12 protein-coding genes are annotated in these 14,241 nt (G+C 39.8%); 10 read left to right on the top strand and 2 right to left on the bottom strand.

Annotated elements, in window-relative coordinates; all coding sequences use genetic code 11:
• Positions 1 to 197 precede the first annotated feature (197 nt).
• The 8 genes from V5N68_RS03485 (at position 198) to V5N68_RS03450 (ending at position 10,571) form a co-directional block, all read left to right on the top strand.
• Positions 198 to 2,387: a primosomal protein N' gene (locus tag V5N68_RS03485; RefSeq protein WP_332065791.1), complete on the top strand. Its 2,190-nt coding sequence runs from the start codon at positions 198 to 200 to the stop codon at positions 2,385 to 2,387.
• A 373-nt stretch (positions 2,388 to 2,760) separates the two neighbouring features.
• Positions 2,761 to 3,345: an ATP synthase F1 subunit delta gene (atpH, locus tag V5N68_RS03480; RefSeq protein WP_332065790.1), complete on the top strand. Its 585-nt coding sequence runs from the start codon at positions 2,761 to 2,763 to the stop codon at positions 3,343 to 3,345.
• Positions 3,345 to 4,880, top strand: a complete 1,536-nt coding sequence (atpA, locus tag V5N68_RS03475) for a F0F1 ATP synthase subunit alpha (protein ID WP_332065789.1) — start codon at positions 3,345 to 3,347, stop codon at positions 4,878 to 4,880. Before atpH ends, atpA begins: the two co-directional genes overlap by 1 nt.
• 20 nt (positions 4,881 to 4,900) lie before the next feature.
• Positions 4,901 to 5,812, top strand: a complete 912-nt coding sequence (locus V5N68_RS03470; protein ID WP_332065788.1) for a F0F1 ATP synthase subunit gamma — start codon at positions 4,901 to 4,903, stop codon at positions 5,810 to 5,812.
• Between the two features lie 19 nt (positions 5,813 to 5,831).
• The gene (gene atpD, locus V5N68_RS03465; RefSeq protein ID WP_332065787.1) at positions 5,832 to 7,412 is read left to right on the top strand and encodes a F0F1 ATP synthase subunit beta; all 1,581 of its coding nucleotides are present in this window, start codon (positions 5,832 to 5,834) and stop codon (positions 7,410 to 7,412) included.
• Between the two features lie 53 nt (positions 7,413 to 7,465).
• A complete protein-coding gene (locus V5N68_RS03460; RefSeq protein ID WP_332065786.1) occupies positions 7,466 to 7,882 on the top strand; it encodes a F0F1 ATP synthase subunit delta/epsilon in 417 nt (138 codons plus the stop codon).
• Between the two features lie 23 nt (positions 7,883 to 7,905).
• On the top strand, positions 7,906 to 9,558 hold the full coding sequence (locus V5N68_RS03455; RefSeq protein WP_332065785.1) for an MFS transporter: 1,653 nt from the start codon (positions 7,906 to 7,908) through the stop codon (positions 9,556 to 9,558).
• Between the two features lie 2 nt (positions 9,559 to 9,560).
• Positions 9,561 to 10,571, top strand: coding sequence for an HlyD family secretion protein (locus tag V5N68_RS03450; protein ID WP_332065784.1), 1,011 nt, complete (start codon positions 9,561 to 9,563; stop codon positions 10,569 to 10,571).
• A 228-nt stretch (positions 10,572 to 10,799) separates the two neighbouring features.
• Here the strand turns inward: V5N68_RS03450 and V5N68_RS03445 are convergent, their stop codons facing one another.
• The gene (locus V5N68_RS03445) at positions 10,800 to 11,084 is read right to left on the bottom strand and encodes a hypothetical protein (RefSeq protein ID WP_332065783.1); all 285 of its coding nucleotides are present in this window, start codon (positions 11,082 to 11,084) and stop codon (positions 10,800 to 10,802) included.
• 239 nt (positions 11,085 to 11,323) lie between these two features.
• On the opposite strand from V5N68_RS03445, the gene ispG reads away from it, so the two are divergent.
• The gene (gene ispG, locus V5N68_RS03440; protein WP_332065824.1) at positions 11,324 to 12,565 is read left to right on the top strand and encodes a flavodoxin-dependent (E)-4-hydroxy-3-methylbut-2-enyl-diphosphate synthase; all 1,242 of its coding nucleotides are present in this window, start codon (positions 11,324 to 11,326) and stop codon (positions 12,563 to 12,565) included.
• A 66-nt stretch (positions 12,566 to 12,631) separates the two neighbouring features.
• On the opposite strand, the gene V5N68_RS03435 is transcribed toward ispG, so the two are convergent.
• Positions 12,632 to 13,534 carry a polyprenyl synthetase family protein gene (locus tag V5N68_RS03435; RefSeq protein ID WP_332065782.1) on the bottom strand — a complete coding sequence of 301 codons (903 nt, stop codon included), beginning with the start codon at positions 13,532 to 13,534 and terminating at the stop codon, positions 12,632 to 12,634.
• Between the two features lie 287 nt (positions 13,535 to 13,821).
• Here V5N68_RS03435 and rpmF point away from each other — a divergent pair, with 287 nt between their 5' ends.
• Positions 13,822 to 14,001, top strand: coding sequence for a 50S ribosomal protein L32 (rpmF, locus tag V5N68_RS03430; RefSeq protein WP_332065781.1), 180 nt, complete (start codon positions 13,822 to 13,824; stop codon positions 13,999 to 14,001).
• Positions 14,002 to 14,241 lie beyond the last annotated feature (240 nt).

Below are 14,241 nucleotides of genomic sequence, written 5' to 3'. Positions count from 1 at the left end.
AAAAATTGAATGTTAGAATGCAATATAAAGCGAATTTTTTATGATGCCAATATTGAATATGATATGTCTGAAAACGATAGAGTAGTAGATCATAAGTTTTTTCACAAATTCACAAAAAAATTGATGAGTAAAGTACAAGGGTTATGTTTTCTATAAAAGGGTTTGGTAAGGGATTGATACAGAAGGTGGAATAAAGCGTGACAGAAAAAAAAATTGTTTCGGTTTTGGTGCCCCTTCCTGTTTCTCAGGCTTATAGTTATCAAGTTCCATCTTTTATGGAGGTAAAGGTCGGCTCTTTTGTTCGTGTTCCAGTAATGGGACGTGAAGTTTGTGGTTTTGTAGTTGATGTTGGAAAACAGAAAGATGGGAAAATGGCTTTTCCTGCGGGGAAAAAGTTACATTCTATCCTTCATGTTTTTGATTGCCCTCCGTTAAAGAAAGAGATGATAGCATTTTTACATTTTGTCAGCCGTTATACAATGGCTCCTGTTGGTCTTGTTGCGCGGTTGGTTTTGTGTGTTTCGGCAGCTTTAGAACCGGAAGCGCAGATACCTGGGTTGCGTTATTGTGGGGGAGATGTTGAACGTTTAACACCAGCACGATTACGGGTTTTGGAGTTAGTGCGTGATGAAGTAGTGTGGACACGTTCTGGTCTTTCTCATGCGGCAGGTGTTTCTGCTTCTGTTGTTGATGGATTAAAATCACTAGGGATTTTTGAAGATGTTATGATCCCAGCGCCTGATCTTGTTGCGATGCCCGATCCTGATTTTTGTCCTCCTGTATTAGAAGGAACGCAGGGCGCAGCAGCAGAAGTGTTGCGGAAAGGTGTTTTATCTTTTCAATTTCAAGTTTTTCTGCTTGATGGTGTTACGGGATCAGGAAAGACAGAAGTTTATTTCGAAGCGATTGCTCAAGCGTTAACATGTGGCAAACAAGTTTTGATTTTATTGCCTGAAATTGCTTTAACACAGCAATTTTTAGATCGTTTTTATGCTCGCTTTGGAGCATCTGCGGCAGAGTGGCATTCAGATTTATCTCCACGTCGTCGTGAGTGTGTGTGGAGACAAGTGATAGAAGGGCGGGTACGGGTTGTTGCGGGAGCGCGTTCGGCACTTTTTTTACCCTTTCAAGATCTAGGTTTAATTGTTGTCGATGAGGAGCATGATAGTGCTTATAAGCAGGAGGAGCGCATTTTTTATCATGCACGTGATATGGCGGTTACAAGAGGGTATTTTGAGCATTTTCCTGTTATTTTATCTTCAGCTACACCTTCGATTGAAAGTCAAGCAAATGTGTTATGGGGGCGCTATCAGCGGATAAATTTGCCGTCGCGTTTTAAGGAGGTGGCGCTGCCACAATTACAAGTGGTTGATATGCGTAAGGAAGTTATACAAAAAGGGCGTTTTATTTCTTCTGTTCTTGAAAAGGCTTTAGTACAAACCCTTGATAAGGGAGAACAGGCGCTTCTTTTTCTTAATCGTCGTGGCTATGCGCCTTTAATTTTGTGCAGAGTTTGTGGATATCGTTTCCATTGTACAGATTGTTCAAGTTGGTTGGTGGAGCATCGTTCGCAAGGTCAGCTAAAATGCCATCATTGTGGTTATCATCAGCCGATCCCAGAAGTATGTCCTCAATGTGGGACTTTAGATCATCTTGTGGCCTGTGGGCCAGGGGTAGAAAGAATTGCTGAGGAAGTGGAAATTCTCTTTCCACAGGCGCGACTTCTAATTTTATCGACTGACCTTAAAGGTGGGATTAGTCAGCTTAGAAGAGAATTGGAAGCTATTGCAAATGGAGATGTGGATATTATTATTGGGACTCAGTTAGTTGCTAAGGGACATCATTTTCCTGGCTTATCCCTAGTGGGGGTCATTGATGCTGATCTTGGTCTTGCGAACGGTGATTTACGTGCAAGTGAACGCACTTTTCAGCTTTTGTCTCAGGTTACAGGGAGAGCAGGGCGTATGGGGTTAGAGAGTTTAGGATTATTGCAAACCTATCAATCCGATCATCCAGTGATACAAGCTTTGCTTTCGCAAAAACATGGGGATTTTTATACGCATGAGCTTGGTATGCGCCAGAAATATCATTTACCACCTTATGGGCGGCTTGCTTCTTTGATTGTGTCTTCAGAAAAGCGTCAAGATGCAAAATATTATGCGCGTGTATTACGCCGTGTTGCACCACAAGATACAGATATTTCTGTGATGGGGCCTGCAGAAGCACAGATGGCTCTTGTGCGTGGGCGTTATCGTTTTCGACTTTTACTGCAAGGGAAGCGCTCTTGTGATATGCAGGGCTTTATTCGTGCCATTCTTGAAAAGACTCCTAAAATACCTCGTTCAGTTCGGATTCAAATTGATATTGATCCACAAAATTTTTTCTGAAAACAACCAAAATACAATATGAATACTTCTATTTTAAAAAAATATTTTGAAACTAGAAGAGATATTATCACTCATTCCCAGATCATTTGTAGGGAATATTGAAAATTTATCGGTAAGGATCAAAAGGGAAGAAACAGAAAAATGGTGGTGTTGATTTATATTCTGAGCTATCATTTTTAAGGGTATTTAAAATTTTTATTATAATTTTGGGAAAGCATCGATTTGCGGTGTTGCGAGTCAATCGCGTCTATGCTAGAAGCTATAAAGTTTTCTGTTCTGGGTTTTAAGAATAAAATTCTTAAAACGTTGGACGTTTAATTCGTTTTATCTGATGATTATCAGAGAGTCGCTCAAGGAAAAGAGGCGGTATTCCGTGTCAGGTTCATTTTCTCTTATACCGCTGCCGTTGGTAGATCAACGCTACGCACAGGCGCTGTTTGATTTAGTACAAGAAGATAAGCTTGCTGAAGATATTGAAAAAGCAGTAGAACTTTTCTTGACTATGTTGGATCACGATGAGGATCTAAAGCGCTTTGTACAAAACCCATTCTCTTCAGTGAAAGAGCAGGTTGATGTGATACATTCTATTTGCGACAGTCTTGAGTTTGCTGATGAAGATACTGAGCGGGTTATACGCAATTTTTTGTGTGTTATTGCTGTAAATCGTCGTCTTTGTGCTTTGTCTGGTATTTTACATGCTTTTCAGCGTCGTATTGCTTTGTCTCGTCGGGAGATTCCTGCGCAGATTATTTCTGCGCGTGCATTAAGTCCCAATCAAGAAGAGGAATTGCGTGTGGCTTTGGAAGGTGTGGTTGAGGGAAAAGTTTTGTTATGTATTTCTGTTGATCCGAACATTCTTGGTGGACTGATTGTTCGCTTAGGGTCATTTCAGATTGATACGTCTCTTGTGGCGCAATTATCTTCGCTTAAGCTTGCATTGAAAAAAGAGGTCAGCTGATGGATATTAGACCGTCTGAAATTTCACAAATTTTAAAAGAAAAAATCAGAAACTTTGATCAAAAGGCTGAGGTTTCGGAAATTGGTTGGGTTTTATCTGTGGGTGATGGTATTGCTCGCGTTTATGGTCTGGATAATGTCCAGGCAGGTGAGATGGTTTCTTTTTCAAATGGCGTACGCGGTATGGCTTTGAACCTAGAAGTCGATAATGTCGGTGTTGTGATTTTTGGTTCGGATCGTGATATTCGCGAAGGCGATTGTGTCAAAAGATTGGGCGCCATTGTAGATGTTCCTGTGGGTCCAGGGCTTCTTGGTCGTGTTGTTGATGCCTTGGGAAATCCCATAGACGGTAAGGGGCCTATTAAGGCAGAAGAACGTCGCCGTGTTGATGTTAAAGCTCCAGGGATTATTCCTCGTCAGTCAGTGCATGAGTCGATGTCAACAGGGCTGAAGGCTATTGATGCGCTTATTCCTATTGGACGTGGGCAGCGTGAATTGGTTATTGGTGACCGTCAAACAGGAAAAACAGCGATTTTACTTGATACGTTCTTAAATCAGAAGCCTTTTCATGAAAAAGGAGCTGGAAGCGATCAGGATAAAGTGTATTGTATTTATGTTGCTATTGGTCAAAAACGTTCAACAGTTGCGCATTTTGTTAAAGTTTTGGAAGAGCGTGGAGCGCTTGAATATTCAATTGTTGTAGCTGCTACAGCTTCTGATCCTGCTCCAATGCAGTTTATAGCACCTCTCGCTGGTTGTGCGATGGGAGAGTATTTTCGTGATAATGGTCAACACGCTTTAATTGGTTATGATGATCTTTCAAAACAAGCGGTTGCTTATCGTCAAATGTCACTCTTGCTTCGTCGTCCTCCTGGTCGTGAAGCTTATCCAGGAGATGTTTTCTATCTTCATTCACGTCTCTTAGAACGTGCTGCAAAGCTTAATGCTGAGAATGGTTCTGGGTCTTTGACGGCTTTGCCGGTCATTGAAACGCAAGCAAATGATGTTTCTGCTTATATTCCCACAAATGTGATTTCGATCACTGATGGGCAGATTTTTTTAGAAACTAATTTGTTTTATCAGGGAATTCGTCCTGCTGTGAATGTTGGTCTTTCTGTATCACGTGTTGGTTCTGCCGCACAAATTAAAGCGATGAAGCAAGTTGCAGGTTCAATTAAAGGTGAATTGGCTCAATATCGTGAAATGGCATCTTTTGCGCAATTTGGTTCAGATTTGGATGCGGCAACGCAACATCTTTTAAATCGTGGTGCGCGTTTGACTGAGCTTTTGAAGCAGCCACAATTTTCTCCTTTAAAAACAGAAGAGCAGGTGGTTGTTATCTTTGCTGGTGTGAATGGTTATCTTGATGCGTTGGCTGTTTCCGATGTTGGTCGGTTTGAGCAGGGCCTTTTGGTTCTTTTACGCAGTGACTACCAAGATATCTTGCGGGAAATTGCTGAGCAAAAGCAGTTAACAGATGCAATTAAAGAGAAATTGATTGCTGTCCTTAATACTTATGCGAAAAATTTTTCGTGATGAATTGATGGAATGCTTAAATGGCGTCATTGAAGGATCTTAGAGACCGTATTGCCTCGGTTAAAGCAACACAGAAAATTACGAGAGCTATGCAGATGGTTGCTGCGGCAAGGTTATACCGTGCGCAAGAGGCTGCTGAATCTGCCCGACCTTATGCTCAGAGAATGGCTGCGATTTTGTCTAATGTTGCAGCCGATGTTGATGCAGTTGATACCCCCCTATTAATGCGTGGAACTGGTCGAGATGATGTGCATCTTTTAGTGGTTTGTACTGCTGAACGTGGTTTGTGTGGTGCTTTTAATGTACAGATTGTGCGTCGTGCTCGTGAGCAAATTGAAACGTTGCTTGCAGAGGGAAAAGTAGTTAAAATTTTAACTGTGGGTAAAAAGGGAGCAGATCTTTTACTGCGTCATTACAGAGAGCTTATGATTGATCATATTGATTTGCGCTCTGTTAAGAGAATTTCTTTTGCAGAGGCGGAAATGATCAGTCAGCGTATCATTGATTTATTCCATAAAGGGGCATTCGATGTGTGTTCGCTGTTTTATTCTGAGTTCGTTTCTGTGATTAATCAGCGTCCAACGGCTCTTTGCTTGATCCCGACAGTTTCTTTGAAAAAAAATGCTGAAAATGTTGGTATCTCTCCAAAAGAAGAAAAAAGTGATGCTTTACATTCAATGGTTTATGATTATGAACCTGATGAAGCTTTTCTTTTAGATAAGCTTGTGCCGCGCAATATTTCAGCACAAATTTTTCGGGCTTTGCTTGAAAATGTCGCTGGTGAAATGGGTGCAAAAATGAGTGCTATGGATAATGCATCGCGTAATGCTGGTGAAATGATTAATAAATTGACGGTGACTTACAATCGTCAGCGTCAGGCGCAGATCACTACGGAATTGATCGAAATTATTGCGGGCGCGGAGGCGCTTTAAATTGAAAAGGTAAGGATTGATGGTGAAAGCAGTGACGTCAAGCAAAGGAACACCAAAAGCTGAAGAAAAAAAAGTAACGGTTCGCTCGGGTGCGAAAAAAAATGCTTCAAAATCTCAGGTTGGCGTAAAAGATTCTTCTACTTCTCTCAAAGATACGAAGAAAGAAGGTTCAGTCGGTGAAATTAAGCAAGTAATTGGTGCGGTCGTTGATGTGCAGTTTGAAGGTGAGTTGCCAAATATTCTTAATGCATTAGAAACAGAAAATTTGGGTAATCGATTGGTGTTGGAAGTTGCGCAGCATCTAGGTGAGAATACAGTTCGTACTATTGCTATGGATACGACAGATGGCCTTATGCGTGGTCAAAAAGTCTTTGATACCGGAACACAGATTAGTGTTCCTGTTGGAGAAGCAACTCTTGGTCGTATTATGAATGTGATTGGAGAACCCGTTGATAATGTAGGGCCGATCCCTACAGAAAAAAAGCGTTCTATTCATCAGGAAGCTCCTCAATATGTTGAACAGTCAACAGCATCAGAAATCCTTGTTACTGGAATTAAAGTGGTTGATTTGTTAGCGCCTTATTCTAAGGGGGGTAAAGTTGGATTATTTGGGGGCGCTGGTGTTGGTAAAACTGTTTTAATTATGGAACTTATCAATAATATTGCAAAGGCTCATGGGGGATACTCCGTGTTTGCTGGTGTTGGAGAGCGCACACGTGAAGGAAATGATCTTTATTATGAAATGATCGAAAGCCGTGTGAATGTAAATCCAAAAGACAATAATGGTTCAACAGAAGGGTCAAAATGTGCACTTGTTTATGGGCAAATGAATGAACCGCCAGGAGCTCGTGCACGTGTCGCTCTTTCAGGGCTGACTATTGCAGAAAGTTTTCGTGATGAAGGCCAAGACGTTTTGTTCTTCGTAGATAATATTTTCCGTTTTACGCAAGCGGGAGCTGAAGTGTCGGCCCTTTTAGGCCGTATCCCTTCTGCTGTGGGGTATCAGCCAACTTTGGCAACGGATATGGGAGCTTTACAAGAGCGTATTACCAGTACAAAGACAGGGTCTATTACTTCCGTTCAGGCTATTTATGTTCCTGCTGATGATTTAACTGATCCCGCACCTGCAACATCTTTTGCCCATTTGGATGCTACAACGGTTCTTTCCCGTTCAATCGCTGAAAAGGGTATTTATCCAGCAGTTGATCCGCTCGATTCATTTTCACGCATGTTAGATCCATTGATTGTGGGTGAAGAGCATTATACTGTTGCAAATCAGGTGCAAACCATTTTACAGCGCTACAGGTCATTGCAGGATATTATTGCTATTCTTGGTATGGATGAGCTTTCTGAAGATGATAAGTTATTGGTAGGGCGAGCACGTAAAATTGAGCGGTTTCTTTCGCAACCTTTCCATGTGGCTGAAGCTTTTACTGGTTCACCTGGAAAACTTGTTCCTTTAGAAGATACAATTAAAGGCTTTAAAGGGCTTTGCGCTGGTGATTATGATGATTTGCCAGAGGCGGCTTTTTATATGGTTGGTTCAATTGATGAAGCCATTGAAAAAGGAAAGCGACTCATTGCAGAAGCCTCTTCATAAGAGGAAAATTTTAGCGTAAGAGATTTTTTTATTGGGCTTGTGTGGAGGCCGCTGTGGAAAACAATAAAGTAGAACATTTTTTGTTTGAGCTTGTATCACCTGAAAAGCTCATTTTTTCAGGTCAGGTGACGTCTGTTGTTCTTCCTTCGGCCTCAGGAAATCTAACGGTTATGGCTCATCATGCATCTTTAGTGGCAAGCATTATACTTGGGGGTGTTCGCGTTCTTTCTTCTTCAGGTGAGAAATTATTTGCTGTGTGTGGAGGTATCGCTGATATTTCTTCCTCAGGTTGTTTTCTTTTGGCTGAAAAAATCGTTTCTGTTGATCATCTTTCTCTTAATTTGTTAGAACAAAAAATTTTGCAAGTTCGCGCATCGTTGGAAGGGAAAACATGTAGTGAGAAAAATAAAAAAGTAGAAGAATTTTTGTGTCAATTGACAGATATCGATGGTACTTTGATGAAAGAATAATAGGTCACTTAGGAAGAAGCGACATGAGCGGTAAAAATAGTGCGGTTGTGTCTGCTAAAAATACAGGACCTTTCCCTAATCCTGGTAGTATTTTCGCTGGACCTTTACTGAAGTGTTTTGTTTATATTTGCGCCTCCTTTGTTTTGCAATGGGCCTATGGGATAGGGGCGAATATTGTTCAATCTAACATTATACAACTTACTGGAGATTTTCATGCAACCATGGCTGAAACTGCGTGGTTGGTTGCTGTCTATATGGCTCCAAATGTAAGTGTTGCGATTATGTTAATTAAAATTCGCTATCATTTTGGTCTTCGTGCTTTTGCTGAGTTATCAATCCTTGGGTTCTTATTGGTCTGTGTTTTACAGTTATTTGTAACGGATTTGCGTTCCGCGCTGATCATTCGTTTTTTTGCTGGAATTGCTGCTGCACCATTGGCTTCACTTGCACTGCTTTATATGATGGAGGCTTTTGCTCCGGCAAAAAAATTTACTGTTGGGCTTAGTTTGAATTATATGAATGCAAATTTGGCAGCGCCTTTGTCCCATTTAATTTCTCCTAATTTGTTTGAAAATGGTGGGTTTTTCGCTCTTTCCGCTTTGGAAATGGGGTTGGTTCTTATTAGTTTAGGGTGCATCTTTGCTCTTCCCCTTACTCCCGTTGCACGCAATAAAGTTATATTGAAGTTAGATTGGGTAAGTTATGGGCTCATTGCACTTGGTCTTGGGTTGAATGCAGTGATTATGTCTGTTGGCTCGATGTATTGGTGGTATGAAGCTCCGTGGATTGGTTGGGGTTTTGTGGTTGTTATTTTGTCCTTGGTTACTGCAAGTATTATTGAATTTAATAGGGAAAAACCATTAATTGATTTTCGTTGGCTTTTTAGTAGAGAAATGCTGCAGCCTGTTCTCGTCTTATTGGTTTTTCGCGTTCTTTTATTGGAAAACTCAAATTTAGCAACGCAATTTTTTAATCTTTTTGGCTTATTAAATTCCGAGATGGCGCCTATGTATCTTGCTGTTGTTTTTGGTATTATTTTAGGGGGAGGAATTTGTGTCTTTTTTTTACGTGCTGGTCGTGAGGATTATTTTTATCTGACTTCCTTGAGCTGTTTGGCTCTTGGATCTTATTTGGACAGTTATGTGAGCCAGTTAACGCGTCCGGAAGATATGATGTTAAGTCAAGGATTGATTGGTTTTGCTTATACGCTTTTTTTATCACCGGCTCTTTTTAAAGGATTCATGGTCTCTAGTGAACGAGGACCTCGTTATGTTTTAAGTTTTATTACGATTTTTTTGCTGACGCAGATGACAGGTGGGTTAATGAGTTCAGCATTTTTTGGTAGTTTACAGCTTTTTTTTGCTCACATGCATTTTGAGCGTTTAACGCAAAATATTGTTGTGACAGACCCTCTTGTTTCAGGTGAAATGAGTACCATATTTCCATCTCTTTCTGGTGCTTCAGTACCACATAGTTTTGGGGAAGATGGATACGGGTTGGCTGAACTCATTGAGAAACTCAAGTTAACTGCAAATATCTTTGCTTATAACGATGTTTATCGCCTGTATTTTTATATTGCAACAGTTGTATTTGTTATTTTTCTTGCAAAAATATTACTGCAATCATGTTCTTTGATAGCATTCAAAAAGCAAGGTAATGTTAACAAAGGAGAGTAAAAATGATCAAAGCATTAAAAGTGATAAGATTATTTCGGCTAAATAGAACAGTTATTGCGCTCTTATCAGGTGCTATTGGTATTTTATTGATTTTATGGGCTTGGAAGTTACCTCCTTTTGTTAGCGCGATTCAAATGACAGATAATGCTTCAATTAAGGGGAATGTTACTTTCGTTAGTCCACAGATTGCTGGTGTGGTTGCACGGATTTATGTTCAAGATTATCAAAAAGTTGAACAGGGAATGCTGCTCTTTGAACTCGATGATTCTCTCTTTAAACAACAACTTGCTCAGGCCCAAGCTGTTCTTGATTCAAAAAATGCAAAACTTGCAAGTATTGTGTTACAGGATCAAATTTTGCAGGGAGAAATTAATATAGCAGAAATTGAATTAGCACGTTCTCAGACATTTTCTAATGCTCTTTCTGGACAAAAAAAACAGGGTTTTGATGGTGCTTCTCGCCCTCTTTCGCAATTATTGGCTTCACTTGAAACAAAGCGCCAGTTGCAAAAACAATTGGGTCTTGAACGGCAAAGCTTACAGTCAGAAGTTGATGGAGCAAAGGTTGGCGTTGAGTTGGCTAAACTTAATTTGAAGCATACGAAAATTCTGTCTCCTAGAACAGGGCATGTTGGGTTAGTTGGTGCGAGAGTTGGACAGTATGTTTTACCTGGTACACAATTAGTATCGGTTATTTCTGATGATATTTGGGTTATTGCAAATTATAAGGAAACTCAACTTTATCAGATGCGTGTTGGGCAACCTGTTATTTTTTCTGTTGATGCGTTAAAGAATAAAAAATTAACAGGGAGAGTTGATCGTTTTGCGCCTGCAACGGGGTCAGAGTTTGCATTGTTAAAAACAGATACTGCAATCGGTAATTTTATAAAAATTGCTCAACGTATTTCTGTTCGTATCGTTTTAGATCCTGGGCAAGCCGATACTGAAAAACTCATTCCTGGTATGTCTGTGGTCACTTATGTAGATACTTCTAAACACGTTTTTGGAGGTTAAGTTTTTGATTTTGTTTAATTTTGTTTTTATGCCATTTGCTTATAGTAAATGGGTGTTAACTTTAGAAGACTTTGTTTGGTTTGTTTTGATGAATGTTTTACAATACTGTTTTAATTATTTGTCTTGATCAAAAAAGAGGAGAATATCTCCTATGATATTTAAAAAGCATAGGAGGTGCCCGCATCAAAGCGGGCTTAGACATTAGAGATATTGTGTGATTGGAATATTTTAATTTTTACGTGTTAATAAAAAACCAGCTAAAGCGATACTTGTAGCCAATGCGATAGTTTTTTTAGGGTTTGCTTTTGCTTTTTTTTTCAGTTCTATTCCATGTTGACCTAAGTGAGAAAGTGCGTGGCAGCTTTTTTGTAGCCAGTTGTTAAACATGTCAGATATATTATCAAGTTGATTATTATGAAAATGCCAATTTCTTCTTGGGGTGATTTCATTTTTAAATTGTGTAATGCCTTTTTTAATTTTACCATTTTGAGAATGGGTTGAAAATAGACGCATCTTGAAACTCCTTCATATCGTATACTGTTTGATGGAAGTTGGAATTATGTTTGGTTTTGGTATAATGGTTTTAAAATTGAAAGGTTGCATTGATTGTGTCGTGTGTTGACCAGGAATGGAAATAAAAGATTTTTTCTTAAGTAATGAAATTCTTTAATAAATTTTTTTCGGGTTTTACTTTGATAAGCGTTGCTATAGTAATAATTCGAGTGCATAGTTTTTAAGAATTGAAGGATTTTATAAGCAGAGTGTATTATTTATCTAAACCTTTAAAACGGCGTCGATCTGTCGCTGTTACGGTTGGCAATGTGGTTGTTGGTGGAGATAGCCCAATTGTTGTTCAATCGATGACAAATACAGATACTGCTGATATTGCTGCAACAGTTACTCAAATCGCTGCTCTTTGGAGGGCGGGTTCGCAACTGGTTCGGATAACTGTTGACCGTGATGAAGCTGCTGCTGCTGTGCCTAAAATACAGGAACGATTGCAACAATTAAGGATTGCTGTTCCTTTGGTAGGAGACTTTCATTATATAGGTCACAAGCTTTTATCAGAGCATTCTGCATGTGCTGAAGCACTTGCAAAATATCGGATTAATCCCGGAAATGTTGGTTTTGGTGTAAAAAAAGATCGTCAGTTCGCAGAAATTATAGAGTTTGCTTGTCGCTATAATAAGCCTATTAGAATTGGTGTAAATTGGGGATCACTTGATAATGTGTTGTTGACACAACTAATGGATGAGAATGCTAAGCAAAAGAGCCCTGTATCTGTAGCTGAAGTGATGCGTGAAGCTGTTGTTCAGTCTGCTCTTAAGTCTGCTTACTTTGCTGAAGAAATAGGGCTGGGACGTGATAAAATTATTCTGTCTGCTAAAGTAAGTAACGTACAAGATCTCATCGCTGTTTATAGCACTTTGGCAGAGCGTTGTGATTATGCACTCCATTTGGGATTGACAGAAGCTGGGATGGGAACAAAGGGTATAGTTGCTTCTTCTGTCGCTTTAGGAATTTTATTGCAGCAGGGCATTGGAGATACAATCCGGATTTCATTAACACCTGAGCCTGGCGGAGATCGGACAAGGGAAGTAAAAGTTGGTCAAGAACTTTTGCAAGTGATGGGCTTTAGACAGTTTTTGCCTGTTGTGGCTGCTTGTCCTGGATGTGGTCGGACGACTTCGACTGTTTTTCAGCAATTGGCACAAAAAATTGAATCGGATTTGTATAAAAATATGCCATTGTGGCGTGAGAAATATCCTGGTGTTGAAGGGTTGAAAGTTGCAGTGATGGGATGCATTGTAAATGGGCCAGGGGAGTCTAAGCATGCTGATATTGGGATATCATTACCTGGGGTAGGAGAAAGTCCAGCAGCGCCCGTTTTCGTGGATGGAAAAAAGGTAAAAACCTTACGTGGTGATCATATCGCGGAGGAATTTGAAAAAATATTGGGAGATTATATTCATACGCGTTTTGGACAGGGGTAAAACAAAAAAATATTTTGTAACCTTACGATATCTATCGTGATGGGAGAAAGAAAATAGAAGAGTGGTTTAGTTCTCACGTGTAGCTATAAAACGGCTAGCTTGGTGGAGAGCTTTGGCTTTTTCTCCAAAAGGGAGTAACAGTTCTTCTGCTTTAGCGATAAGTTCATCTCGTTTTTTTTGTGTTTCTTTAATACCATACATGTCGACAAAAGTAGCTTTGTGTGATGCGGCGTCTTTGCCTGCTGTTTTGCCTAAAACTGCAGTGCTGGCAGTGACATCAAGAAGGTCATCTGATAGTTGAAATGCAAGGCCAATGTGTGTACCAAAATCAGAAAGTGTTTGGGTCAGTGTATTGGAAGCATTGCCAATAATTGCTCCGGCTTGGCACGCAAAGCTCATAAGAGCAGCTGTTTTCATGCGTTGTAGAGTAATAATGCTGTTGATATCTTGTGGTTTCTTTTCAGCTTCAAGATCGAGTATTTGTCCACCAAGCATTCCTCCGACTCCTGCTGATTTCGCAAGAGCTGTGATCAGATTTATTCTGGTTTCAAAAGAAAGTTCACATGCTTTATGTGCAATAATTTCAAAGGCAAATGTTAAAAGAGCATTGCCTGCTAAAATTGCTGTTGCTTCATCAAATGCTACGTGGACTGTTGGTTGTCCGCGGCGGAGTGTGTCATTATCCATAGCAGGAAGATCATCATGAATAAGAGAGTAACAGTGAACACATTCTAAAGCGACTGCAACATTGAGAGCGTGTTTGGCAGGTATGTCAAAAAGTGCGGCACTTTGAATAACAAGAAAGGGGCGTAGTCGTTTACCGCCATTTAGGGTGCCATGGCGCATAGCTTTAATCAATATTTCAGGGCGAGCGATTTCACCATTTTGAACTTTATTATTTAACAGCTTATCAAGTTGTTCTTCAATACTGTGAGCATGTTGTGCAAGAAAGGTAGTAAATTCATGCATCTCTGCTTCCCCTTGTGTTCTTTTATAAAATCAAATTTTAAGGTTTATAGCATAAAGCTATGATTTTTGCTTATTTTACTCAATTTGCACAGACTTTAATTTTTATTGTTTCATATATATAGGGTGGAGAGAGGTTTATATTGCAGACAAACAAAAAATTAAATGAGAGTCTAGTCAAAAGGGTTTAATCAGTGTATAGAATAGGTTGAGTTTTCTGATGTTTATTGATAAGGGCTGTGTCATTTTGATGCTACCTATCTTTTCTAGTGTATTTGGAGTGTCTATTTATGGCTGTACCTAAACGAAAAACTTCTCCATCAAAACGGGGTATGCGTCGTTCGGCTGATTCCCTTAAGGCGCCGACTTATATCGAGGATAAAGATTCTGGTGAATTGCGTCGTCCTCATCACATTAATTTAAAAACTGGAATGTATCGCGGGCGTTCAGTCTTGCCTGCTAAAGATTAAAAGTTTTTATCTATTTGCAAAGTAGCAGGTAGATATTTTCCATCAGTGTCATAGACCAGTGTCAGCTGCAAGGGGAAGGTATATTTCTTTCCATGTGAGTTCACATCTGGTCTTTATTTTTGTATTAAATTTTTGACCATATATGCAAATTATTGATGGAGTTATTTATTATTTTGAGAGATGGTAAGGCGATCCTTTAAAGGAGCTTGGCGAATCTTTGTGCAGGGGATGCGGAGGATA

The organism is Bartonella eidoli (genome assembly GCF_036576145.1).
Classification (GTDB): domain Bacteria; phylum Pseudomonadota; class Alphaproteobacteria; order Rhizobiales; family Rhizobiaceae; genus Bartonella.
Note: the sequence above shows the minus strand (reverse complement) of the source record. Positions and strands in the feature narration are given on the sequence as shown.

Coding starts and splice junctions, on each gene's coding strand:
- atpA (WP_332065789.1), top strand. CDS start 3,345: ATGGATATTAGACCGTCTGAAATTTCACAAATTTTAAAAGAAAAAATC.
- V5N68_RS03470 (WP_332065788.1), top strand. CDS start 4,901: ATGGCGTCATTGAAGGATCTTAGAGACCGTATTGCCTCGGTTAAAGCA.
- atpD (WP_332065787.1), top strand. CDS start 5,832: ATGGTGAAAGCAGTGACGTCAAGCAAAGGAACACCAAAAGCTGAAGAA.
- V5N68_RS03455 (WP_332065785.1), top strand. CDS start 7,906: ATGAGCGGTAAAAATAGTGCGGTTGTGTCTGCTAAAAATACAGGACCT.
- V5N68_RS03450 (WP_332065784.1), top strand. CDS start 9,561: ATGATCAAAGCATTAAAAGTGATAAGATTATTTCGGCTAAATAGAACA.
- V5N68_RS03445 (WP_332065783.1), bottom strand. CDS start 11,084: ATGCGTCTATTTTCAACCCATTCTCAAAATGGTAAAATTAAAAAAGGC.
- V5N68_RS03435 (WP_332065782.1), bottom strand. CDS start 13,534: ATGCATGAATTTACTACCTTTCTTGCACAACATGCTCACAGTATTGAA.
- rpmF (WP_332065781.1), top strand. CDS start 13,822: ATGGCTGTACCTAAACGAAAAACTTCTCCATCAAAACGGGGTATGCGT.